The organism is Marinomonas alcarazii (assembly GCF_003208215.1).
Taxonomy (GTDB): Bacteria; Pseudomonadota; Gammaproteobacteria; order Pseudomonadales; family Marinomonadaceae; genus Marinomonas; species Marinomonas alcarazii.
In genome coordinates this window covers 53,540-77,101 of sequence record NZ_QKLW01000007.1, presented here as the reverse complement: position 1 = coordinate 77,101, position 23,562 = coordinate 53,540, and the positions used below count along the sequence as shown (strand labels likewise).

At 41.7% G+C, this 23,562-nt stretch carries 16 protein-coding genes; 12 read left to right on the top strand and 4 right to left on the bottom strand.

What is annotated here, in order from left to right; translation table 11 throughout:
- Window positions 1–11: 11 nt before the first annotated feature.
- Entirely contained in the window at window positions 12–1,379 is a 1,368-nt protein-coding gene (locus DFP75_RS13855; RefSeq protein WP_110576648.1) for a DEAD/DEAH box helicase, read from the bottom strand.
- The gene (locus DFP75_RS13850; RefSeq protein WP_110576647.1) at window positions 1,373–1,909 is read right to left on the bottom strand and encodes a hypothetical protein; all 537 of its coding nucleotides are present in this window, start codon (window positions 1,907–1,909) and stop codon (window positions 1,373–1,375) included. The genes DFP75_RS13855 and DFP75_RS13850 overlap by 7 nt, the downstream gene beginning before the upstream one ends.
- A gap of 101 nt (window positions 1,910–2,010) precedes the next feature.
- Here DFP75_RS13850 and DFP75_RS13845 point away from each other — a divergent pair, with 101 nt between their 5' ends.
- Genes DFP75_RS13845 through DFP75_RS13835 form a run of 3 tightly spaced genes read left to right on the top strand, consistent with a single transcriptional unit; the run spans window position 2,011 to window position 5,455 of the window.
- Complete coding sequence (locus DFP75_RS13845; protein ID WP_245927065.1) at window positions 2,011–2,319, top strand: helix-turn-helix domain-containing protein; 309 nt, start codon at window positions 2,011–2,013, stop codon at window positions 2,317–2,319.
- A gap of 54 nt (window positions 2,320–2,373) precedes the next feature.
- A complete protein-coding gene (locus DFP75_RS13840; RefSeq protein ID WP_181417035.1) occupies window positions 2,374–3,948 on the top strand; it encodes a TnsD family Tn7-like transposition protein in 1,575 nt (524 codons plus the stop codon).
- A complete protein-coding gene (locus tag DFP75_RS13835; RefSeq protein WP_110576644.1) occupies window positions 3,869–5,455 on the top strand; it encodes a Tn7-like element transposition protein TnsE in 1,587 nt (528 codons plus the stop codon). Before DFP75_RS13840 ends, DFP75_RS13835 begins: the two co-directional genes overlap by 80 nt.
- Before the next feature lie 102 nt (window positions 5,456–5,557).
- Here DFP75_RS13835 and DFP75_RS18450 read toward each other — a convergent pair whose 3' ends face one another.
- Together DFP75_RS18450 and DFP75_RS18445 are read right to left on the bottom strand one after the other, a co-directional pair.
- Entirely contained in the window at window positions 5,558–5,695 is a 138-nt protein-coding gene (locus DFP75_RS18450) for a hypothetical protein (protein WP_181417034.1), read from the bottom strand.
- Window positions 5,696–5,713: 18 nt separating this feature from the next.
- Window positions 5,714–5,857 (bottom strand): hypothetical protein, encoded by a 144-nt coding sequence (locus tag DFP75_RS18445; RefSeq protein ID WP_181417033.1) that lies wholly within the window; start codon window positions 5,855–5,857, stop codon window positions 5,714–5,716.
- 166 nt (window positions 5,858–6,023) lie between these two features.
- On the opposite strand from DFP75_RS18445, the gene DFP75_RS13830 reads away from it, so the two are divergent.
- The 9 genes from DFP75_RS13830 (at window position 6,024) to DFP75_RS13790 (ending at window position 23,544) form a co-directional block, all read left to right on the top strand.
- The gene (locus tag DFP75_RS13830; RefSeq protein WP_110576643.1) at window positions 6,024–8,738 is read left to right on the top strand and encodes an ankyrin repeat domain-containing protein; all 2,715 of its coding nucleotides are present in this window, start codon (window positions 6,024–6,026) and stop codon (window positions 8,736–8,738) included.
- 144 nt (window positions 8,739–8,882) lie between these two features.
- On the top strand, window positions 8,883–12,728 hold the full coding sequence (locus DFP75_RS13825) for an RNA-directed DNA polymerase (RefSeq protein ID WP_110576642.1): 3,846 nt from the start codon (window positions 8,883–8,885) through the stop codon (window positions 12,726–12,728).
- Between the two features lie 570 nt (window positions 12,729–13,298).
- Window positions 13,299–14,300 (top strand): D-xylose ABC transporter substrate-binding protein, encoded by a 1,002-nt coding sequence (gene xylF, locus DFP75_RS13820; RefSeq protein ID WP_110576641.1) that lies wholly within the window; start codon window positions 13,299–13,301, stop codon window positions 14,298–14,300.
- Between the two features lie 80 nt (window positions 14,301–14,380).
- On the top strand, window positions 14,381–15,910 hold the full coding sequence (locus DFP75_RS13815; protein ID WP_110576640.1) for a xylose ABC transporter ATP-binding protein: 1,530 nt from the start codon (window positions 14,381–14,383) through the stop codon (window positions 15,908–15,910).
- Entirely contained in the window at window positions 15,903–17,033 is a 1,131-nt protein-coding gene (locus DFP75_RS13810; RefSeq protein WP_110576639.1) for a sugar ABC transporter permease, read from the top strand. The genes DFP75_RS13815 and DFP75_RS13810 overlap by 8 nt, the downstream gene beginning before the upstream one ends.
- A 1,203-nt stretch (window positions 17,034–18,236) precedes the next feature.
- Complete coding sequence (gene xylB, locus DFP75_RS13805; RefSeq protein ID WP_110576638.1) at window positions 18,237–19,685, top strand: xylulokinase; 1,449 nt, start codon at window positions 18,237–18,239, stop codon at window positions 19,683–19,685.
- A gap of 157 nt (window positions 19,686–19,842) precedes the next feature.
- Window positions 19,843–21,024 carry a XylR family transcriptional regulator gene (locus DFP75_RS13800; RefSeq protein WP_110576637.1) on the top strand — a complete coding sequence of 394 codons (1,182 nt, stop codon included), beginning with the start codon at window positions 19,843–19,845 and terminating at the stop codon, window positions 21,022–21,024.
- 223 nt (window positions 21,025–21,247) lie between these two features.
- Window positions 21,248–22,261 (top strand): substrate-binding domain-containing protein, encoded by a 1,014-nt coding sequence (locus DFP75_RS13795; protein ID WP_110576636.1) that lies wholly within the window; start codon window positions 21,248–21,250, stop codon window positions 22,259–22,261.
- 338 nt (window positions 22,262–22,599) lie between these two features.
- Complete coding sequence (locus DFP75_RS13790) at window positions 22,600–23,544, top strand: D-ribose ABC transporter substrate-binding protein (protein ID WP_110576635.1); 945 nt, start codon at window positions 22,600–22,602, stop codon at window positions 23,542–23,544.
- Window positions 23,545–23,562: the final 18 nt, after the last annotated feature.

Below are 23,562 nucleotides of genomic sequence, written 5' to 3'. Positions count from 1 at the left end.
TTGATCACTTTTTATAAATGATATGAAATAATTCTCGATTTAAATGAGTTCATCGAAATCTCTGTCAAAGCTGAATACTCGATAATTTCTTGATTATCGTTCGATATGAAATTGTTGATATCTATTTCTGGAGTAAGCAGCGGAGCATTATTATTATGTGTGTCTTGATTCCCCTCTATCGTATCCGAAATATCCACGCTATCGATCAGGCTTTCGGTTTTTTTGTAGTTATAAGATCCTGGAATAGCTTCGTTAAGACATTCTGCGTACTCGACTAAGCTGGGCTCAGCCAGGATAAACATATACCCAATATCTGTTTGGTGGTTAGTCATTCTGAGAATACGTCCGAGGATTTGGCGAAAGTAGAGCTCTGTCGTGACATCGGTAAGGTTGCAACAAACTTGCAGTCTTGGAATATCAGTACCTTCGCTGATCATAGCGATACTAATGATCCATTCGCTGGTATCTTCGCGAAAGTGATTAATAAGTTCAGGTGAATCATCCAGCCTATAGGAAACTATCGTGGCTTCTTTACCAAAGTGACCGTATAAAATCGATTGGATTTGTAAGGCGTGTTGGTATGACGAAGCGACAATAAGACCACCAGTATTCGGACTGTTGATTCTAAGTTTGTCGAGCTTCTGAATGCTAAGAGAAAGCATATGTGTAATGATTTCTGGTTGTTTCAAAATCATACGGTAGCTGACATCGCCACTTTCTAGTAATTCTGTAATGCTTCGATATGTATTGGTCTCTTTACGTTTCCGTACCATCACTTGGTCTGTATCAATCGCAGTAATGAATGGAGCACGACACACCATGTCACGTATTGCCTCTTTAAGGCCATAAGAGAAATCACATTGAATGTTGCCTTCAGGGTCAGAATAACGAGCGAGAGGAATTGGGAGCGTGTCTGTACGCCATGGTGTTCCAGTTAACGATAACGTATAAGTGGCTAGCTTTTGGATGGTAGAGAGCAGCTGAAAGCCCCATGTGTTAGATAGAGAGAAACCGTCACCTGCGCAATGATGTATTTCATCAAAGATAACGAGTACTCGACTCATACTCAGGTTATTAATCAGTTCATTGATATTTGCCATAGAATGATAAGTCCGAGATGTACCCAGAGCCCCTAGTTGCCCATTAAAAGGTCTTTCTAGGATGTGTCTGAATGTCTTTTGGATACTATGGCTGACAACTTTAGAGGGTGAGAAGCAGATAACGTAATCGACCTTTCTCTCATCTAGCAAAGACTTGGCTACATAGCTTGCCATGATTGTTTTACCTGACCCTGGTGTAGCAAGTACTAATGCATCTGATTGGTGCTGATATAGCTCCAAGACCTTTGTAATACAGCGTTTTTGCCATTCTCTTAGCATGACTTAGCGCTCTCAATATTAGTTGCCTGTATGACTTTCTTTAGTGCGTTCAAGCGACCATAAAGTTGAGTCGACTGTTCTTTGGCTTCGTGTAGTAATCTTTGAATGATCTGACGGCTAGCCGGATATTTAGAAAGAAAATCTCTGTAAGCCTCAATTTCTCCAAGTATCATCTTTAGTTCTGCGCTAGTTTTCACTTCCTCTATCTTGAGTGATGATTCTTGGTTGCTAGTTTCAATCTCAGTGTTGCTATCGGTGAGTTTCAAATTGCAGACTTCTGGATTAAGTAACATAAGTAATGAATTTGTGAAGTGGTAGGTTCGAGCATTTCGCTCCCCACTGGCTCTGATTAGGCTCTTATTCGTCAATCTATTAATGTTTCTCGCGACAAATCGTGTTGATTGGACCGAATTTAATCCGGTCGTAGTTGTCGCTAATTGAATGAGCTCTTTTCGTTTGATGCTGGTTCCTTCCACGCGTTGTAAGAGTTCTTTGAACTGTTTATTCAAAGAAAATGGTTTAGATGTCATGTTTATGTCTCAAAAAACTGAAAACTTAGGATTGCTAAGTATACAGAAATAAGTAAAACTTAGACAATCTAAGTATGTGAGACTTTAAAGATGAAACCATTTTGTCAGATAACCCAATACCACTGCGACTTAAACAAGCTCGCAAAAAGATCGGCATTTCCCAGAAAGAACTTGGGATCAAAATAGGCATGGACGCGAGTTCTGCTAGTGGCCGTATGAATCACTATGAGAAAGGCAGGCATGTACCTGATGTAGATATACTTCGTAAGATTGCAGAGGAGCTCAATGTCCCTTTGAACTATTTCTTCTGCGAAGATGATTTAAGTGCTGAGTTGGCGTGCCTTGTGTCCAAGTTGGATGATGAATCTAAACAGCATTTAATCTTGGAATTGAAAAAGCTAAAAGAGTAGCGCCATTAACCACAGTGAATTCATTTTCACTTCCTAGTGAGGTGCTACATGATAATGGACTTCCCTGTTGCTCATGAAAACGAATTGCTAGGCAGTGTGCTTGCGAGGTTTATTGGCAGGCACGGTTTACGTGACGATAAAGTTGCCTTAGACATTCTTTTTGGTTCTCGAAATATAGTCCCATCAACGCTTCTACAGGGTCACATCAACTTATTATTAGAACGAGTCGGCCATTTATGGTCCATTTCTAGTGAAGAAGTGATCTCAAAGCACACAATCCTACCAATATATCAGTCGTTTATTGATCCAGAGCGGTATCAGAGCGTGTATGCAGAGCTTGCTGATAGCGTGAAAAGTCATTCGATGTTGCGAGTTGGAATTAATGCCTCAAGCTTAGTATTCAATAGATACTATCGTTATTGTCCTTTGTGTCTGCGAGAAGACTTCCAGAAGTATGCCTATTCTTATTGGAGGCGTCATTTTCAGCTACCAGGTGTCTTAGTCTGCCCTAAACATAATTGTTTTCTAATAGAGTCTCCTTTTGAGCTAAAGCCTTCACGTCGCCATATGTTTGTTAACGCCTCAGATTCAGTGTTGTTTGGTAGTTCCTCTGTGGTTGTAGTCAGTGAAAGTAAACCTTTGATTCAGCTTTCAAAATCAATAACGGGTTTGCTTAATAGTAATATGGCTTATATAACGCCGAATCAATGGAGCATGTTCTATGGAAGGTTATTGGTTGAGGCTGGCCTTAAAGAGTCAAGAGGCATTCCGCACAATGAGATTAAATATCGTATTGAACAATTTTGGGGTAAGGAGCAGCTAGGCATATTTGGATTAAATATTGTCGGTGATACCTCTTGGTTACATTCTTTTTTTAGGAAGCAGCGAAAACACTTTACCTACCTCCATCATCTGGTTTGTCTACAAGCACTGTTTCCTAATTATTCACTCAAAGAAGCTATAATCCAAGCGTCAAATGTTCGGGTGAATTTTAATCGTAAGCAGTACTTTTCCTCGAACGCTGAAAAGCGAGCAGAAGAGTATCGATCAATTTGGAATGGGTTATGTCTTCAATTCACTGTCCTTAAAGAAATTCGATCGACCAAAGAGGGAGCGCGAGTTTACTCATGGTTATATCGATTTGATAACGCATGGTTATTGAAAAATCTTCCAAAGCGATTTCAAAACCGTATTAGTAGTTTAGTTGACTGGCCTAAGCGAGATCGTAGCCTTGTAAAATCACTTCTGAAAATAATGCATCGTGTTGAGGATGATTTGAATTTGCCGAGAAAATCGATCAGTTGGTTCATAAACCAGACTGGGGAATCGTGGGGGGTCCAAAAAAAACTAAGCAAATTACCTCTATGTTATAGTTTCTTTTCGAAATATAGTGAAACTATCGAGGAGTACCAAATTAGACGTGTTCTCGCTATTATCGTTGATTCCATCAACTGTAAAGAAATAATTCCAAAACCATATGAAATCGAACGCCTTGCTGGACTCAGCAAAGCGCGTATACGGGAACCTGCGCGCATCATTATCCGAGATTATGTTTCAATTCTTTCCACCAGAACGATTTTTCGAGAAAAAATCAAAGATCCTAAATATTCATGGTATCGCAAAATCTAATCGAATTAAGTTGAGGAGAAACACTCATATTGCGATTGAGTGGGATAATGGAAAGCAGTCATCTGTTCCTATTGAAGTTGCAAACTTAATCGCACGAGGTCGCCGCTATGATGGTAAAGATCCATTCAGTGACGATACTTTAGAAGAACTGACTTGCACAATAGATAGCTTAGTAAAGCATGTGTCTAATCGCTCTGCTGGACAACATATTTTCTCAACCAATCGCGGTCTTATCAGGATTCAAGATTTTGAGTTGGCGCGTACCTTCTTTTTTCATAATCAACATTTAACAAGAGCAGCTTTTAGGGCTAATGGACTTGGTGAAATAGCTTATGTAGAAGGTAGTCATCAGCAACATATTCTGTTTTTTCCACCGAGTACCAAATACCCAGTTAGCAACCTGAGCTCTATAGCATCACGTAAGCATTTAGCCTGGATTTTCATTGATCAAGCCGCAAGAAAAAGTTTCTTTAGTATTTATACTTATTTTATTGAAGCTCATAAAAATAGAGAGCTTGGTTTTATGTTTGATGCGCCAGACATAACAGGTTGGCACCTGAAGCTCCTTGGGCGCCTTGGTGATGATGGCGTTTTTGATGTTTATGAAATTGATAGTGTGAGGACACATCTAAAGAATAGAGTTGGAAACGTTGAGTTTGATCACCCTAAATTTAAAGAAAAGGCCCCCAGTGACAAAAAGTCTATTAAACAGGGGAATGGGGAAATGCCACCTGTGGATATAGATCCGGAATTAGATATGGGTGAAGTCCCAAGTATGGGTGGGCGAATAGATAAAAAGCGCCAAAAAGGCTTTTCTTTTAATGTTGATAATATTGGAACGACTACTCTCAAGAAAGACACTAAAAAGAAGTCTAAAACGTCAGTGAAACCTGCTAAAGATGAAGCACCAGAGAAAGAGTTGTCTAGTGTAGGCTTACCTGAATCTGAGGGAACAGCACAAGAGTTTGATCCTGTTATCAATCAAGATGAAACTTATGATCTTGAAGATGTTCCAGAGACCCAAAAATTCCTAGTTTTTCGTCAGTTGATGAATGAGCTGTCTAGAGAAGAGCGTTATCCATTAGATGAGTTAAAGTGTTGTCTGTTTCCGGTTCCTACTAATAAAAGTAAGGCAATTTATGAAACTAAAGATGGTCTGCGTCTTCGTTTTTTTATTGCTAAGTTCTCTTTTAAAAAAGCAAACATTATCTTGATTGAAGCAGATACTGATAGCTCAACAAAGGACAAAAAAGCAAGTACGCTGATTTTGGGGTTTGATGCAGAACCGGAGCGCAGTTTGTTTGAAATCGTTCAGTCGTTTTCAAACAAGGGGGGGAGTTGGGATACCGCTTATATTCAGTCCCGTACAAGCCATTTTGAACGTTGTAATCACTTATCGAAAATGAAAGATGGAGAAAACGTTAGTGAGTCAGATTACCTTTCGGAATGGAAAAAGCTTTTAAAAAAGAAACTTGATAAGCTCAATCAAGACGACGAAACCGTCTAAACCTAGAAAGTAATAGTCTAAAAAATCGTTGAAAGGCTAAAAACTTTTAAAAAGTAATGGCTATAGGAGATAAATCTGCTATAGCCATTGTACTAACCATAATTACTTTTTCTGATTAGGGTTAAGCTGAGTTCCACGGTTGCCCTGAGCTTTATCGTAAGCAGTATTTGTGCCGCTAGAACCTTTGTTACCATTTTGTTGGTTAGAGCTATTGTTTTGTGGGGATGTTTTTTTAGACATTGTGATCTCCTGATTGAGTTAAGCTGGTTTTTTTTGGTTTGGGTTTAATTGTTTTCCACGGTTACCCTGATTTTTGTCATAGGCAATGTTAGTTCCATTAGAACCTTTGTTAGGATTCTGTTGGTTGGCGCTGTTGTTCTGAGGTGATGTTTTGTTAGTCATTGTGAGCTCCAAAATTTATTTATATAAAATTGATGTCTTCATGCTTGAGGACAGCTAAAGTATGTGAAAATCGCTTTTACCGCGAAATGAAAAGTAACGTCCCCCCCCTAAAAACGGTGTCTGCAAACAATTAGGGGCATAAAACACCTAAGGAAAAGGATAATCTTTGGCTACTTTCCCAACTTTCGAATCAGTAATTCTCCACATTGCTAAAGCATTTGGTGTCAATAGCAATATGTCTTCAAAATCGAAATCTAAGTTCCGTAATGCGGATATGTCTATGGCTAACCTGAATGAAACATGGGCAACACTATTGGCCGGTATAGCGGACGTTCTTAAACTTGATGAACACGCTAAAAGCGATTTGATCTCCAATATTTTTGTTGATCACAATATGCATAAGTCTATTGAACTTGGTGTTTTCACTTCAAAAGCTTCAGAAAGAAAAGTTGTCTGGCAATATTTGGCAAGGATTGCTGTTCCACTTCTAGCAAGACACTCTGTGTTTTGGCATATGGATTCAAAATTTGATGGGGGCATGCCTGGTGGTAGCTTCTGGTACCTTCCCTCATTTGACTCACCGTGCGAACCTACTCAGCTTCATCTTCCAATTCCACAAGTTTTAAATTGGTTAATTGATTTGATTCAGGACTCTAATGCAAACATTGCTAAAGGACTTGAAAGGGATCTTCGCATTTATGAGGGCACCAATGTCGTATTAAGGAATCTTTACAATTGGAGAAAAGCTAAGAGTACTCCCGAAATATCAAGTATCAACAATACATTTCCTGATGAAGTTAACATACAGTTTCAAGGGTGCTTTGAGCCAACTGATGAGTTTTCGAAATTTGAACAAGCGTTAACCTTTGTGAAAAAGAAAGGGCTGCCACCGTCTGTTTTGCAACATGAGATAGCAATCAATGAAGATGACTTAAAGCGAATTTTTATTGGAGACTGCTCATTAGATGAGCAATATGATTTTGTAGTAAAGGTCATGCTTCGTTACCAAGCTCCGTGTGCAAGAACAATACGCCTTCGATTGTTGACGGCGAGAGCTGTTCAGGAAGGGTATGAGCAGCTGGTCAAATTTTTAACCCCCTCTGTTGATAAGTTATGCATCGACTTAGACAAGAATAAAACACTTCAACTTATTCAGCTTTATATGGACCTCTACAATCGTACACTCGAGGCTCATCTAGAAAAAAGACACTTAGGAGAGACAGCAGAAAATAAATATTTCACAGAACGGCTTCCGCCTTTTCTACGGTACGATCTATTGCGCTTAGTTAGCTATGATCATGATCAGCATGCTTCAGTGGTCTCTGATAGGCTGAATAGCATTTTCAGTCGATCTGGAGAAGAAAATGATTTAAATAAGATTTTGCCTTCGTCTGAAGATGATATGAAGCAGATAATGCAGGTAATAATAGATGAAGGAGAGCATTCTAATAATTATTTAATTCAGCTGGAAGCACTTATAGATAAGCTAGTGCAAAATAAAGCGCCTTTTAAGCAGCTTAAAAATATAGCTGACTTTGAATTGGTATCTGGAACAATAAATTACACTTATCCTAATCCTAATGTTAGAACAATGATTTTAGATAGATTGAAGGAATTAGAGTCAACACCTTTACAGTCTCTAAAGCGCATAACGTTTGAACTTGAAGAGAAGCTGCTTGTTAAAAAATTTGATTCAAAAACAGAAAATGAAGTTTGCTATTTATTAAATGAAGCAAAAAATAATGAAGAGTATGAATTTTCAAAATCACGAATACTACAGCTAGAGGCTTTTCATTTTATCGCTCAGAATAAACTTCCCGAAGCGGAAAAAAATCTCAATTTGGCTATCGAAGAATGTAAGAAATATAGCTTTGGAAATCTTCGAGGAAACTTAGCAAGGGATGCATTTTCTTTAGCCATAGCCAATCAAAAACTCATTCCTAATAATCATGAAAAGTATTTCAGGGATATGTTTAATTGGGGAGGCTTTAAGGGAAGCCATAAAGATCCTTCGAAAATCAATATCTATGACGCCTCACGTAGCTTGCATGAGTACTTTTGGGAAGACCTTTACAAATGTTACCCTAGCTACCCCCCTTTATTTTCATCTTCTCGGGCTGAATTCGCGGTGTTTGCTCGAGATATAACTCTTTGTGTGAAAAATCAACAGTCTATTCCCTTAGTTCTTAAAAAGCATAAGTCTCTCAAGAATAAGCAATTGCGGTACCCACAGGCAGATAGTGCCATCATTTTATTGATGAAGATGGGCTATGGAATGTTAGCTAAGCTAAGTGATTATGATGGCGTTATACCTGCTGATATTGAGGCTGAAATTAAAGGTGCTTTGACTGTAGTGCTTAATACAGTTGTGGAAGTGGTTCAGGAATGGCCTGAGATTGTGAATATTTCTGATTTCAAACAACAAACACCATTGATGCTTGCTGCTCATCAAAAAGATTATGAGATGGTAGAAGTATTACTAAAGGCAAAGGCAGATCCTAACCTAAAAGATTTTACAGGTAGAACCGCACTTCATTCAGCCGCAGCAAGCCGATGCTTAGAATCTGCCCAACTACTGCTTGAATATGGTTGTGACGAGAAGATAACTATGCAAGAAGGTACAACCGCCTTACATACTGCAACTCGTATGGGTGAGCTTCCAATAGTTAAGTTGCTAGTGAAGAAATCGCCAGATTTGCTTCTTGTTAAAGACTCAAATGGTATCACTCCTCAAGAACTTGCTAAGTCAATTTCCGAAGACATTGGTCTGTATGAATATCTTAAAGGATATCTTTTGTCCGAAAATAGAACGATTGTGAGTCGCAAGAGATATCTGGAACTGAACAATTATTTTCAAGAAAAGCAGTTAAGTTCTTATTGATATTTCCAGTTTGATTTTCATTAATTGTTAAAAAAAGAGCTATGACAAATTCTACACTTTTTTGCAGTGTCGTCGTTATCTAAGTTTGGATGCAGAGAGTGACGTTATCCAATAAATATAAAGAATATATAAGGAATACTAGTTATGCCAGTCGTTAATAAACACTATGAAGAAATATCTCTTAAAGACGAACATTTGAGAGATTCATTGTTAATGGCGTTGGCATGGAAGAAATGTCATCAATATATCCGTACGACCAACTGGTATGCAGACAATTTCGAATTAGATTTATCGGCTCTTAATTTAGTCCAGTATTGTAATAAATGGGTAGATAGCCTTGCACAACCGATGGAGTTCTCGAAACTAGAGTTGGTGCCTGCCCCTAAAACCAGTCAATGGGAATTTGTCGAGACAAAGTTATTTGACGATATTGATCAACAGGCCCAACCTAAAAAACATAATTTAACTTGGCAACCTAAGTCGGATGAAAAAAATCATAGTACAGAGTCGCTATTAAAAATTAGGCCGCTAGCGCATATACCTATTCGTGAACAGTCGTTGATGACATTGCTAATGATGGGGCTAGCAAACAAAGTCGAAACGGCCCAAGGCAACCCAGATACGCCTTTCAATGATGTCCATGAAAAAGGGGTTGTGAGTTATGGTAATCGTTTGTATTGCCAATACCAAGAAAATGGGCAAGCTAGTCATAGTTATGGCGCGACGACAATATATAGCAAATACTTTGTTGATTATCGGCGTTTTTTAGAGAGACCTTACTATTTTGCAACGCAGCAGCTTGATGAAATATCCCGTGATGAACGTGTATATCTTATAGAGCTTGATTTATCTAAGTTTTTTGATTTGATCAAACGAGATCTACTCATTACAAAAATTAAGGGGTTAATTGAGTGCACTGACCATAATAGTGAATTTAAGTGTTTAGATAATTTATTATCTGCGTTTCAGCATTGGGAATGGACAGAGGATGGAGCTCACGCTTACAAGGACCTTTGTAAATCAGATAATGTACCAATCGCGCCAAAAGGGTTGCCACAAGGGCTAGTTGCTGCTGGTTTCTTATCAAATGTATATATGCTTGAGTTTGATGGTCAATTTCAAAAGTATATCGGTGAATGCTTTTCAGAGAATAGTTTACGACTAGTTGATTATTGTCGTTATGTTGACGACATTCGTTTGGTGGTCGTAGGGCCTAAAAGTTTTAATGGTCAAGACCGAATAAGCATCGTAACTAAGGATGTTAACAAATTAGTGGAAAGCCTGGATTGTTGGAAATTGTTAAAACTCGAATTAAACAGTGAAAAAACTAAGGTTGAGATTTTTCATGGTCGCAAGGTTGGTGTTTCCAAAAACATAGAAGAGATCCAAAGCCGATTGAGTGGTCCAATCTCACTTGATGAAGCAGAGAATCAAATAGGACAGCTTGAATCTTTGTTGTCACTTTCAAACGAAGTGTTAGTAAAAGCTAAAGACAGTAGTTTCCCAGTTAATTTACTCGCCAATATTGAAAATAAGCGTTTTGATGTTAGGGAAGATACATTGAAACGCTTTGCGGCAAATAAGTTGGTAAAGGTGCTAAATGAAATGCGGCACTTTACCACTCAAGAGCCTGATGACAACGGTCACTTACAGCCAGGTGATTGGGACTATTTGCAGGAACGTATTGCTAGGCGCTTTATTGTTTGCTGGAGTTATGATCCAGCATTAGTTTTGTTGCTTAAAAAAGGTTTAGAGCTTTTTCCTTGCACTAAGCTACTTGAGCCAGTGTTACAGCAGCTTGATACGGTAATGGCGCGCAAGAGTGAAGCAAAGCAAATAGCGGTTGCTGAATACTGCTTGTCCGAAGTGTATCGTCATGCTGCGACTACGATCCACAAAAAAGAGAAGCTAGCTATTCCTGCACATGCAAATGTGGACGACTTTTTTGAACTATTGCAAGCGACAGCAGCTAAACACTGCCAGCTCAAAGGCGACAATAAATTCAGTCTTTTGAGTGAGCAAGCACGCTTTTTGCTGTTAGTTCGTGGTGATGCGAAGCTGGCTACGGATTTTGGCGATGAGAAATATGATCTTATCATTAAACTCCAGCGAGGGTTTAGAGATATACCGTTGAATGATGGGGTTGCTGGTGAAGACATAGCTGTATCCGTTTTAATGGCAAGCCAAATTTGCGGGTTAAGTAAAGAATTTATACGGGCGACATCTTGCTTACTCGAGAAACTAAAAAGTTTGCCTATTTTTAGCGATTGTATTGGATTGCTTATTGGCCAAGACAAACATCTCGCACTAAGTCTAATTAGGCATGCGAGGGGAGTTAAGCAATCATGGCATCAAGCGAGTTGTGTTGTTGAATTGACTAAATCATTGAATATCGACACTAAGCCATTGGCTAAATCTCTAGATAAAATAGAAACTAAAGTTAGTCTGTTGGGCCTTATAATTCGCGATGATAATCCATTTTCCAATGAAATTATGGCATTAAAACTAATGCAGGCAGCTTTAAAAAATGTAGATGTTTTGAGGAAGAATGCTGAAAGATCAATTGATCTTGCTGATACAAAAGTTAAGTTTCTGCATTTTTCTCCGGTAGTTAAGAAAGAAGCTTTTGATGCAGATCTTGAGCTTACTTTCAAGTTTAAGTCAAAAAGTAAGCTAGACCAAATGTGGGGGACTTTTAGCTCAACTGTTGATGATGACATTGAAATATTGAGATCTTTGGGTGAATTTATACGAGCAGCATTAGTTGGCAGTCAAGATTGGACTGCTTTTGGTCAGACTTTTCACTCGAGAATAGGCTATAGAGGTATTCGTACAAGTGCTTTTAAACGACAGATAGGCTTAATGACTACACCGGAATCTATTTCAGGTGTAGGGGCGCAAGTATCAGGCTGGTTAACGGGTTTAATTTCAAAATTGTTGAAATGGCCTGGAATGAGTGTAAATGATCATGGATATAAATGGCCAGTATTGTGGACTGTTGATGCAGTGGCTAAGCTAGTCGATGAGCGATTAGCCATACTGAAACAAGCATATTGCACATTATCTGGCATGCCCAGTTTACTTGAGAAGCAAACTTTAGACTGGTCAAAAGATAAAAAAACGTTATCTGTGGTGATGGTGCAGTCAAAAATGCCACTTAAAAAAGATTTCTCTGAATTTGGTCTAATGTTGGACGATTATAAATATCGTTCGAAACACAGAAGGCATATTGCGTCTGTTGCTGAGTTAGTTCTAAAGCACCTTGAAGCACAAAACACAGATGAAAACAAAAAGTTTAAAAAACACTGCGCTGATCTTATTGTTTGGCCTGAACTAGCTATCCATAATGATGATTTAGATGTGTTGGTGGCGCTATCAAGAAAGACTAAAGCGATTGTGTTTGCTGGCATAGGCTTTATTACGCAAGCAGGTATAAAGGGCCCAAATAATTGTGCTGTGTGGATAGTGCCGACTAAGCATCAAACAAGTCAACGGGAAATTATACGTTTGCAGGGTAAACATAACATGATGGAGGACGAGGTGCGTAGTAAGGTAGAACCTTGGCGACCATACCAATTATTACTTGAACTAGTTCATCCAGCTTTTAAAGACGAAAAAGGCTTCGTCTTGACAGGGTCTGTTTGTTACGACGCAACGGATATAGCTCTAAATGCTGACCTGAGGGATAAGTCTAATGCTTATTTGGTCAGTGCTCTTAACAAAGATGTAAATACTTTCGATTCAATGGTAGAGGCCCTTCACTATCACATGTACCAGCATGTGATATTGGTTAATTCAGGTGAATTTGGAGGCTCGTTTGCAAAAGCACCTTACAAGGATGCTCATCAACGACTTATTGCACATGTCCATGGCAATAACCATATTTCAATTAATACTTTTGAAATGAACATGTTTGACTTTAGGAGAGATGGTGTGGGTAAAAGTATGCAATCAAAATTGGACAAAAAGGCAGCACCAGCCGGAGTGTAAAGACTTTAGCATTGACGATCTTAGGTTGCGTTCAATGGTGATTCTCAAATGCATACTAAAATTATCAAACTTTATTATCAGCCCCAAGCATCCTTGACTGAAAAAAATATCAAACTTTAGGTGTTTGATGTACCAGAAATAGCTGTTTTTTTATCAAACTTTATTATGGTCGTACACCAGAGAAGCAATGGGTTATAAATAGCCTTTGCTTCTCTCAGCTGATTTTCCATCCGCTTCGGCCTTTAATAGGCTGTAAATTTGTCAACTAGCAATAAGATGTAATGATAAAAATTTCATTGCTTGAAGCATGGTCAGATAAAAGAACATAGTCAAAAATCCCCCCTTGTAAGCAAGCTTCTGTCGCTCAACATAGCTAAGTAAAAGAGAGCCATTGTTGGCTGATCATGAGAGAAAACTCACACATATTTTTACTTCACTAGTGTGATTTTTTTATAAAAAACGCTACACGCAAACAAAAAAAGATAATACCGCTTCTTAAACCATCACTTTACATTTATCCCACTCCATATAGGAGATCGTTCACTTATAAAAATAACAAGGGATGAAAAAATGAAAAAAATAATGTCTATGAGTTTGCTGGCAACCCTCTGTGCAGCAACGTCTCTTCCTGCTCTAGCTGATGGCGAGAAAATTGGTTTGTTGATGTCAGACCTACGTTTAGAGCGCTGGCAGAAAGACCGAGACTTATTTACTTCTGCGGCGGAAGCCATGGGGGCAAAAGTCTATACCCAATCTGCTAACGGTGATGTCACCACGCAAATATCCCAAATCGAAAACATGATTTCTCGTGGCGTTGATGTGCTGGTTATCGTGCCTGAAAACGGTGAAGTATTAGGTAACGTACTGGCTGAAGCGAAAGCGGAAGGCATCAAAGTCTTGGCTTATGACCGATTAATCAAATTTGCAGACATCGATTTGTATGTGTCCTTTGACAACATTCGCGTGGGTGAAATGCAAGCCGAAGCCCTGCTTAAGCGTAAACCAACGGGCAATTACTTCTTAATGGGCGGATCGCCTACCGATAACAACGCAAAAATGTTCCGTCAGGGGCAAATGAACGTGCTTCAACCGGCCATTGATTCTAAAAAAATTAAAGTGGTTGGTGATCAATGGGCTATGGGCTGGTCTGCAGAAGCCGCATTGAACATCATGGAAAACGGTCTAACGGCGAACGCCAATAAAATCGATGCGGTGGTTGCTTCTAACGACTCAACGGCGGGTGGCGCGGTACAAGCGCTAGCGGCACAAGGCTTGAGTGGCAAAGTGGTTATTTCTGGTCAAGATGCAGACCTTGCAGCAGTGCGCCGTATTGTCGCTGGAACACAAACCATGACGGTGTACAAACCGATTTCTAAGCTGGCGACAACCAGTGCGGAAATGGCCGTTAAGCTGGCTCGTGGTGAAAGCATCAAGGTGAATGGTCAGGTTAACAACGGCAAAAAAGAGGTTGATGCTGTGTTGTTGACGCCTATTTCTGTCAATAAAGACAACCTAGATTCCACCGTAATTGCCGATGGTTATCACTCACGTAGCGCTGTTTACAACCCTTAGTACATTCCTATAAACAGCACCCGAAAAGGGTGCTGTTTGCTTTTCTGGTTTAAAAAAGAGATGTAGAAAGAGGCGTAAACATGAAGCAACCCTTATTGGACATGCGTGGGATCATAAAAAGTTTTTCCGGTGTCCGTGCATTAAACGGCGTCAGCATTCAGCTAGAACCTGGTGAAGTCTTGTCTATTTGTGGTGAGAATGGTTCAGGCAAATCCACCTTGATGAAAGTATTAAGCGGTGTCTGGCCGTTTGGCTCTTACGAAGGTGAGATTTATTTTGAAGGGGATCTTGTTAAGGCATCCAGCATTCGAGATACCGAAGCCTTGGGGATTGTCATTATTCACCAAGAACTGGCACTCGTTAAAGAAATGACCGTCTTAGAAAATATCTTTCTCGGCAATGAACTGGGTTCATTCGCAAGGCTGAATGATGAAGAAATGCACCGTCGTACGTCGGAACTGCTGGCGCGAGTCAAGTTGGATATTTTGCCAGATACACCAATCCGCGAGCTTGGTGTGGGCCAGCAGCAACTGGTCGAGATTGCCAAAGCCTTAAACAAAAACGTAAAACTATTAATACTGGACGAGCCAACGTCTTCTCTGACCACCACAGAAATCGAAATCCTATTGAATATTGTCAGCGAGCTGAAACAACAGGGCATTGCTTGCATCTATATTTCCCATAAATTGGAAGAAGTATTGGCTTTGTCCAATTGGGTTACAGTCATTCGTGATGGCGATCATATAGACACTCGATCCGTCGAAAATCTAACGCAAAATGACATTATCAGCATGATGGTTGGTCGTGAACTAGATGAACTCTTCCCAAGAGAAGATCACGACATTGGTGATCTTGTATTAAAAGTAAATCATGCGACAGCAAAACAGGCCGGTGCCGCGCGAGCTCAGGTTGACGACGTGAGTTTTGAGTTACGCCAAGGAGAAATTCTAGGTATCGCAGGTTTGATTGGCTCTGGTCGAACGGAACTGATGCAATGTTTGTACGGATCGTACGACGGACATTATGAGGCCGACATTGAACTGCATGGTAAGCCGTTAATGATTCGCTCTCAGCGCACGGCGTTGGAAGCGGGCATTGCTATGGTGCCAGAAGACCGAAAACGCCACGGTATCGTGCCCATTATGAGTGTTGGGCGGAACATTACTTTATCGGTATTGAAGCAATACTCTTCTTGGTTTGGCACAGTGAATGAAGATAAAGAAAGCCAAGATATTGATCATTATATTGCTCAGCTGAAGGTAAAAACAGCGTCCCCTGACTTGTCTATTAAAAACCTGAGCGGCGGTAATCAACAAAAAGCCATTATCGCTAAATGCTTATTAACACACCCGAAAATTTTAATACTCGATGAGCCGACTCGTGGCATTGATGTGGGCGCGAAATACGAAATTTATAAGCTGATGTTTGCACTCGTCAAACAGGGCGTGTCCATCATCATGGTGTCGTCTGAACTATCAGAAGTTATTGGTATCAGTGACCGCGTCCTAGTCATGCACGAAGGGCGACTAAAAGGGCAATTTGACCATCAAGGATTGACCCAAGAAATGATAATGAATTGCGCGATAAAAGAGGATACAGCGAATGTTTAAAACAATAAAAACCAGTCAACTACAACTGTTTGCCATGTTGGCCGCCATGTTGTTAATCGTCGTGTTCTTTTCCTTTGCGACAGACGGTGCCTTTGTGTCACCGCGAAATATTTCTAACTTAATTCGTCAAACGGCCATTGTAGGCGTGCTCGCCATTGGCATGGTGTTCGTGATTATCAGCGCGGAAATCGATTTGTCCGTTGGCTCTATGATGGGCTTATTGGGTGGTGTGGCCGCGATTTTGGATGTTTGGTTTCACTTTCCTATTATGCTCACCGTTTTAATCACGGTCGCTGCGGGTTTGGTGTTGGGCTTGTTTAACGGCTGGTGGGTCGCTTATCAAAAGGTGCCGTCTTTTATTGTCACCTTGGCAGGCATGTTGGCGTTTCGTGGGATTTTAGTGGGCTTAACCAACGGTGCGACGGTTGCGCCTACCTCTAGTTCGCTGGCGATTGTGGGGCAAAGTTACATTCCGTCTGGTTGGGGTATCAGTGTTGTGTCCTTGCTATGCCTTGGCTTGGTAGCTAAAGTTTATGCCCGACGCAAAGCAAGACATAAGCACGGCGTGGAAAATCAGTCGGCTAAGTTTGAATACGCCAAAGCAACGATTGCCGTTGCCGTGTTAATGGGCTTGTTGTTTATCTTGGAAAGTTACCGCGGTATTCCAACGCCAATCTTGATCATGGGCGGGCTGATTCTAATCGCCACTTATGTAGCAAAAAGAACATCGTTTGGTCGTCGAATTTACGCGATTGGTGGCAACATCGAAGCGACTCGCATGTCGGGAGTTAACGTTGAACGCACTAAAATGTTGGTGTTTGGCTTCAATGGCATGATGGTCGCCGTGGCCGCTTTAATACTCACATCTCGACTTGGAGCGGGCTCCCCTGCTGCGGGAAACATGGCAGAGCTGGATGCTATCGCAGCCTGTGTTATTGGCGGCGCCAGTTTGGCTGGCGGGGTTGGGGCGGTAGTTGGTGCCATCATGGGGGCACTGATTATGGCGAGCTTGGACAATGGCATGAGCATGTTGGATGTGCCGACCTTCTGGCAATTAATCGTAAAAGGCATGATTTTATTGCTCGCCGTTTGGTTAGACGTGAAAACCAAGAAAGCGCAGTAAAACTTCGTGCGCGAAGGTTGGATAGGTTTTGTAGGTCGTGGCTTTAGCCCGACAAGACCTAATTGGGTGTCGCATGGCTTTTTTTGTCGGCATAAATGCACGACCTACACTTTTTTCTGTAGGTCGCGGCTTTAGCCCGACAAGACCTAATTGGGTGTTGTATGGCTTTTTGTCGGCATAAATGCACGACCTACACTTTTCTCTGTAGGTCGTGGCTTTAGCCCGACAAGACCTAATTGGGTGTCGCATGGCTTTTTTTGTCGGCATAAATGCACGACCTACACTTTTTTCTGTAGGTCGCGGCTTTAGCCCGACAAGACCTAATTGGATGCCACATAACTTTGTGTCGGCATAAATGCACGACCTACACTTTTCTCTGTAGGTCGTGGCTTTAGCCCGACAAGACCTAATTGGGTGCCACATAACGTTTTGTCAGCATAAATGCACGACCTACACTTTTCGCTGTGGGTCGCGGCTTTAGCCGGACAAAACCTAATTGGATGCCGCATGGCTTTTTGTCGGCATAAATGCACGACCTACACTTTTCTCTGTAGGTCGCGGCTTTAGCCCGACAAGATCTAATTGGATGCCGCATGGCTTTTTGTCGGCATAAATGCACGACCTACACTTTTTTCTGTAGGTCGCGGCTTTAGCCCGACAAGACCTAATTGGATGCCGCATGGCTTTTTGTCGGCATAAATGCACGACCTACACTTTTCTCTGTAGGTCGTGGCTTTAGCCCGACAAGACCTAATTGGATGCCGCATGGCTTTTTGTCGGCATAAATGCACGACTTACACTTCTCTTTGTAGGTCGCGGCTTTAGCCCGACAAGACCTAATTGGATGCCACATGGCTTTTTTGTCGGCATAAATGCACGACCTACACTTTGTAGGTCGCGGCTTTAGCCCGACAAGACCTAATTGGGTGCCACATGGCTTTTTTGTCGGCATAAATGCACGACTTACACTTTGTAGGTCGTGGCTTTAGCCCGACAAGACCTAATAGGGTGTCGTATGGTTTTTTTGTCGGCATAAATGCACGACTTACACTTTGTAGGTCGCGGCTTTAGCCCGACAAGACCTAATTGGATGCCACATAACTTTGTGTCGGCATAAATGCACGACCTACAAGATCGACAGAAGTCGTTTATTGATAGCCTCACGCGCGAGGATGACGATTAACAAGATAAAGGATATTTTTCATGTATATAGGCATTGACCTCGGTACCTCAGGCGTCAAAGTAATTCTTATGGATAAAAGCGGAAGCGTAGCGGCAAGCTGTTCGTCGCCTCTTTCGGTGTCGCGCCCTTTTGATCTTTGGTCGGAGCAAAACCCAGAAGACTGGTGGCAAGCAACTGACTTAGCAATGTTGCAGCTGGCTACAGAGCATAATCTACAAGATGTAAAAGCTATTGGACTATCAGGGCAAATGCATGGTGCGACCTTGCTGGGCAAGCAGGGGGAAGTATTACGCCCTGCGGTCCTTTGGAATGATGGCCGCTCCCATGAAGAGTGCCTGCTATTGCAACGGCGCTGCCCAGAAGTGCAAGCCATTACGGGAAACCTAGTGATGCCAGGTTTTACTGCCCCTAAATTGCTTTGGGTAAAGCAACACGAACCAGATGTTTTCGCACAAATAGACAAGGTGCTGTTACCCAAAGATTACCTACGTTTTCGCCTGACAGGCGAGTTTGCGACCGATGTGTCAGATGCTTCAGGTACGCTTTGGTTGAACATGGAGCAACGCGCTTGGAGCGAGACCATGCTGCAAGCAACAGGCTTAAATAAACAGCAAATGCCAAAGGTATACGAAGGTTCAGAAATCACTGGAACGATTGCTGAAACATTGGCGAAACGTTGGTCAATACCTGTTGTGCCTGTTGTTGCTGGTGGTGGGGATAATGCCGCGGGTGCGGTTGGTATGGGCATAATCTCACCTGAACAAACTATGCTATCACTGGGTACATCTGGGGTGATTTTTGCGGTAAGTGATGGCTTCACTGCGAACCCAGCTGCGGCCTTGCATAGTTTTGGTCATGCGATTCCAAATACTTGGCACACTATGTCGGTGATGTTGAGCGCCGCCAGTTGTATTGATTGGGTCACGAAATTGGCACAGTTTAGCAGTGTGGAGCAGGCTTTATTAGCGGCGGAGAATCGTGTCGATTATGATAGCAAGCTGACTTTTTTGCCTTATCTAAGCGGAGAAAGAACACCGCACAATGATGCCAATGCAAAAGGCGTTTTTTGGGGAATGAGCCACGAAACGACGTCAGCAGACCTGGTTCATGCGGTACTTGAAGGGGTGAGCTTTGCCTTGCTGGATGGCTTAGATGCGGTGCGTTCAGCACAAAGTATCAGTGAAGGGATAGACGTGATTGGTGGCGGAGCCAAAAGCATCTATTGGCTACAAATGCTGGCGGATGTCTTTAATGTGCCCATGGATTACCGTGCAGGTGGTGACGTTGGCCCCGCCTTGGGTGCTGCTCGATTAGCCGCTATTGGCGATCAAGGTCAGGATGTATTAAGCGACATTTGCACCAAGCCTGCGCTCATTAAACGCTATTTGCCTAACCAGAAAGACAGTGCTCGATATGCAGAGAAACGCAGGCGCTTTCAGGATTTATACCAAAGAGTAAAAGGGCTTTAATGAGCAAGAGCGGTGTTGTTGCATAACAGCGCTCTTTTTTTGCCAACTTTTTATTACGATTTCTGTTATTTCCTTTTTGATTTTTATCATTATCTAGAACCTGAATTATCAACAAGAGTATGATCAAGCCAATAATAAAAATTAGAGATGCTTTTGTATGTTTGAAAAACGCTATCGACTCAACTTGGTGTTTAATGCCAATAAAGTGTATGACCGACAAGTTATAGAAGGTATTGGTGAATACTTACATGCAGCTCAATGTGATTGGGATGTATATTTTGAAGACGATTTTCGCAGTCGGCTAGATGCCCTAAAACACTGGCAAGGGGACGGCATTATTGCCGATTTCGACAACCCCGAAGTGGAGGAGATTCTTAAAGACACCAATATTCCCACCGTAGCGGTTGGTGGCTCTTATCATCATAAAGAAGATTATCCACGGCTGCCTTATGTGGCCACAGACAATGCCGCCTTGGTTCACTGTGCGTACCAACACTTGAAGCGAAAAGGCCTGCCAGCGTTTGCCTTTTATGGTGTGCCAAGCACAATTTACAGTAGATGGGCCAGTGAGCGCGAGCATGCCTTTGTTGAGCAAGTGCACTCTGATGGATTTGAACCACATGTGCATCAAGGCTTCTGCACCTCGGCTGAGGTTTGGGAAACCGCACAGCGCGAATTAGAAAGCTGGCTAACAAACCTCCCTAAACCCATTGGCATTATAGCCGTCACAGATTCCCGTGCACGCCATTTACTTCAGGTTTGCGACCATTTGAATATCTTAGTGCCAGAGCAAGTGGCCATTGTAGGCATTGATAATGAAAGCATGGCGAGAAACTTGAATCGTACGGCTCTGTCTTCAGTGGAACAGGGGAGTAAACAAATGGGCTACGAAGCGGCAAAAATGCTGCACCGTATGTTACAAGGCTATTCTGCAGAAAACTCGCTAGTGGTGGTCGATCCTATTGGCGTTGAAGAGAGACAGTCATCTGATTACCGAGCCTTGCACGACCCTTATGTCATTCAAGCTATGCATTTTATTCGTCATAATGCGTGTCGAGGGGTGAAAGTCGCGCAAGTGGTGGATTACATTGGTATATCAAGAACCAACTTGGAAACCCGCTTTATCGACGAAATCGGCTGCTCAATGCACGAACAACTGCATATGACCAAGTTTTACCGCGCCTGTGAATTGATCACTTCGACCAACCTGCCATTTGATGAAATTGCCCGAACCTGCGGTTATCCATCCGTGCAATACATGTACACGGTATCGCGTAAAAACTTGGGCATGACGCCTGGTGAGTATCGTGTGTCGTCACGGCTTGATAAAGAGTCTTAAGCGATTTTTTAGCAAGAAAAGACACGTAAACGAAAGATTATAAAAAACTCTTGATGCATTTTAACGATGTCGTTAAGTATACTTCCTGAAATAGTATTGGATTCTAAGTCGTTCTTTTGTAGGTAAAGGCAAGTCATAAGCGATTGATCTATCGGCCTTTATTTTCATAAATTGGCTGCGATGAAATTCAGTTAACACAATTCATGCAAAGGGGAGTGTAAGTTTGTCTGCGACAATAAAAGACGTTGCGTTACGGGCTGGAGTATCAACAACCACCGTATCTCATGTTTTGAACAAAACGCGTTTTGTCGCCAAAACGACGCAAGAGCGTGTGCTGCAAGCAGCGGAAGAGCTTAATTATGCTCCCAGTGCGGTAGCACGTAGCTTAAAGGTTAAAAATACCAAAAGTCTTGGCATGCTAGTCACCACCACCTTAAACCCCTTTTTCGCCGAATTGGTCAACGAAGTAGAAAAATGTTGTTACCGAGAAGGTTACAACCTTGTGCTGTGTAATACCGATGGCGAGCTTGAAAAAACCAACTCTTACCTACGAATGCTGACGCAAAAACGTGTCGATGGCATTTTAGTTATGTGTTCCGCCTATGACGACTCGTTATTTAGTTCTTTGATCGGCCAGCGTAATTTGCCCATGGTCGTCATGGATTGGGGCCCATCTGATGATTATGTCGATCGCATTCAAGACAACTCGGTAAAAGGCGCACATTTGGCGATTCGGCATCTAATTGAACAAGGTCATAAGCGTATTGCTTATATTGGCGGTCCACTAGAAAAGTTACCTGCAAAGCAGCGTTTTGACGGCTTTATGGAAGCTATGGAGCAAGCCGATTTAGCTATCCAAGACGATTGGGTAATTGAATCCGACTTCGAATTTGAAGGCGGTAAATTAGGGATGCGCCAATTGTTGTCTTGTTCGAGTTTGCCAAGTGCCGTGTTTATCGGTAATGATGCCATGGCGATGGGCGCCATGAGTGAAGCGCAGTTGTCAGGTATTAAAATCCCGCAGCAATTGTCTGTCATTGGTTACGATAATTGTATGTACTCTGCTTACTTTAGCCCACCTTTAACCACTATTAATCAGCCTAAAGAGCGATTAGCCGAGTTGGCGATCAGCACCATGATAGAGCGAATTGAGAATCCACGCCAAGAGGGCAAGATGATCATGCTGGAGCCAAATCTGGTGGTTCGTTCGTCGGTGGCTGCTGTTTCTACAAAATAGTTCCAACTTCTTGTTGTTTTCTGTGTATTTTACTTTCAGCTTTTTGGTGCCTCACTTTGAAATGAGACTAAAAACGCGTTTTAAGGTTGAAAATAGGACTTTTAATAAGTCGTTTTACATAGAAAAACCTTATAATTCAGTTGCTTGATTATTTGTTGTTAAATTACACCAGCATTTCATGATTTCATTGTCATAACCGTTTGATAAATATAGATTTTTTCTTATCGGTCAAGAATTTATTGACAAGCTCCGTGCGCTTAATATAAAAATAGCAAACGATTACGCAATCGTTTGCTATTCGACTATTTTAATAAAAATAAGCATACCGGAGACATACAATGAAAAAGAAAGCCTTCTTGAAATCTTGCTTTGCTGCAACATTACTGACCTTGGCCAGCAGCAGTGTTTTAGCTAGTAATGGTTTGATCGCCATTATTACTCCATCCCACGACAATCCATTTTTTAAAGCCGGTGCCGAAGGCGCGGATGCGAAAGCGAAAGAATTAGGTTATGACACCTTGGTGGCTTCCCATGACGGTGATGTAAACAAACAAAACCAATTAATTGAAACAGCGATTGCTCGTCAAGCCAAAGCGGTGATTTTGGATAACGCAGACGCAGACGCCAGTATCGGATCACTAGAGCGTTTGAAAAAAGCGGGTATTCCAGCTTTCCTATATGACCGTGAAATCAATAAAACCGGTATCGCTGTCACGCAAATCGTATCGAATAACTTCCAAGGCGCTCAGCTTGCAGGTGAGAAGTTTGTAGAATTAATGGGTGAAGGTGGTGAATACGTTGAGCTAGTAGGGCCAGAGTCCGACACTAATGCGCAAGTACGTAGTGAAGGTTTTCACGATATCGTTGATAACTTCCCTGAGTTTAAAATGGTAGCTCGCCAGTCTGCCAACTGGAGCCAAACCGAAGCGTTTAGTCGTATGGAGTCGATCTTACAAGCGAACCCAAACATTAAAGGCGTGTTCACTGGTAACGATTCGATGGCGTTGGGTGCAGAAGCGGCACTTCAAGCAGCGGGCCGTAAAGATGTTTTCATCGTTGGTTTTGACGGTTTAGATTATGCGCGTGATTCCATCCTAAAAGGCTCTAATATCAAAGCAACCGTTATGCAACCAGCCTATGCTCAAGCTCAGCGCGTTGCTGAACAAGCTGATCTATACATTCGTACTGGCTCAACAGGATTGCCAGAAAAACAACTTATGGATTGCGTATTGATTGATAGCTCTAATGCGAAAAATCTAAGTAACTTCGCTCTAAAAAAATAACAACCTGACTCGAAGCTT